This is a genomic window from Pseudomonas wayambapalatensis (genome assembly GCF_049942315.1).
GTDB lineage: Bacteria > Pseudomonadota > Gammaproteobacteria > Pseudomonadales > Pseudomonadaceae > Aquipseudomonas > Aquipseudomonas wayambapalatensis.
In genome coordinates this window covers 1-1,773 of sequence record NZ_JBNFMU010000072.1, presented here as the reverse complement: position 1 = coordinate 1,773, position 1,773 = coordinate 1, and the positions used below count along the sequence as shown (strand labels likewise).

1 protein-coding gene and 1 pseudogene are annotated in these 1,773 nt (G+C 62.7%); one reads left to right on the top strand and one right to left on the bottom strand.

From position 1 onward, the window contains the following. Positions 1–734: pseudogene (locus ACPZMI_RS02595) on the bottom strand (polysaccharide deacetylase family protein); the annotation flags it as partial. A 135-nt stretch (positions 735–869) separates the two neighbouring features. On the opposite strand from ACPZMI_RS02595, the gene yaaA reads away from it, so the two are divergent. After that, on the top strand, positions 870–1,649 hold the full coding sequence (gene yaaA / locus ACPZMI_RS02590; protein ID WP_426351615.1) for a peroxide stress protein YaaA: 780 nt from the start codon (positions 870–872) through the stop codon (positions 1,647–1,649). Positions 1,650–1,773 lie beyond the last annotated feature (124 nt).

Sequence of the window (1,773 nt, the reverse complement as noted above, 5' to 3'; positions counted from 1 at the left end):
ATCCCCACGCACTGCCCGGCGTAAAGCGCCGCGACATTCGCCCCCTGGGCCATGTCGCGGCGCTGCTGCACGCGATTGCCCAGCACGAAGAAGGTGGCGCCCAGCTTTTGCCGGCGCAGGTAATCAGCGAGCAGATCCGTGTTGCTGCCGACCGGGCCGGGGCCGCCGACGAACGTCAGCAGGAACATCCGATCGTTGAGTTCATCGCCATTGCGCTCGCGGCTAGACAACCGCTCGATCTCGCTGCTGGTCTGTGGAAACAACGCTGCCTTGCGCAACTGTTCGTCGAGGTAGCGGACATTGAACTGATGACTGGGCTCGACCCACTGCTTGTAGAATTCGCCGACATCTGTAGCGAACGTTGCCGAACGCGTACGCAAATCCGCCATCGAGTCCAGCGGATAGCAGAACGAGGCATCCTGCTCGCAACTGAGCTGGGCCTGCTGGAAGTTTTCCCACAACCGCTGCCACATGCGCGCACGCACCGAACGGATCACCGCCAGGTTGATCTGCCGCAGCCCCAGGCGCGCCGCCAGAGCGCGCTCATCGAGCATCTCGCTTTCATGCAGCACCTGGGCGAAGGAGAGGATCTGTGCGCGCGATGCCACGTCGAACAGCACCGGGCTGTCGAGCTGCTCGGGCCAATGGCTGCGGTCGAAGCTGACGGAATTGGACGGGGCGGCCTGCACAGCCAGGCTGAACAACCCGGCCAGCACGGCGAAGGCGATGCGCACGATCGGTTCTCCCTAAACGGATGATGCGCACTATAGCGCCTGCCCTGGCGATGGTCTGTGACTATCGTCAGCATAGTTTGGCGTTGCCCTGCTGGCCCCGTAGAATCGTCGCCGACGATTTCAGGAGCCGACCCCATGCTGACGGTGATTTCCCCCGCCAAGACCCTCGACTACGACACCCCGCCGGTAACCCAGCGCCACACCCTGCCGCAGTACCTGGACGATTCGCAGACGTTGATCACCCAACTGCGCGAGCTGTCGCCGACCCAGATCGCCGAGCTGATGCACCTGTCCGACAAGCTCGCCGGCCTCAATGCCGCGCGCTTCGGCAGTTGGACTCCAGACTTCACCCCCGCCAACGCCAAGCAGGCGCTGCTGGCGTTCAAGGGCGATGTGTACACGGGCCTGGACGCCGAAACCCTTGGCGAAGACGATTTCAGCTACGCCCAGCAACACCTGCGCATGCTCTCGGGCCTCTATGGGCTGCTGCGCCCACTGGACCTGATGCAGCCCTATCGCCTGGAAATGGGCACCAAGCTCGCCAACGCACGCGGCAAGGACCTCTACGCCTTCTGGGGCACGCGCATCAGCGAATGGCTGAACCAGGCCCTGGCCGAACAGGGCGATGACCTGCTGCTGAACCTGGCCAGCAACGAGTACTTCAGTGCCGTGAAGAAGAACGCCCTGAATGCGCGGGTGATCAACGTCGACTTCAAGGACCTGAAGAACGGCCAGTACAAGATCATCAGCTTCTACGCCAAGAAGGCCCGCGGCCTGATGAGCCGCTTCGTGATCCAGGAGCGCATCAACGATCCCGAGCAGCTCAAGCGCTTCGATGTGCAGGGGTACTACTACAGCGCCGAGCAATCGAAGCCTGACCACCTGGTGTTTCTGCGCGATCACCCGGCTGACTAGCCCTGGAGCTTGTAGGGGCAACTGTCTTGCTCAAAATTTAAAGGCCAGCCCAATCTCCCTGTGTATCGGGCTTGCCCGCGAACACGGGCGCAGCCCGTGCCAGGCACCGCGGTGTGCTTTTCGA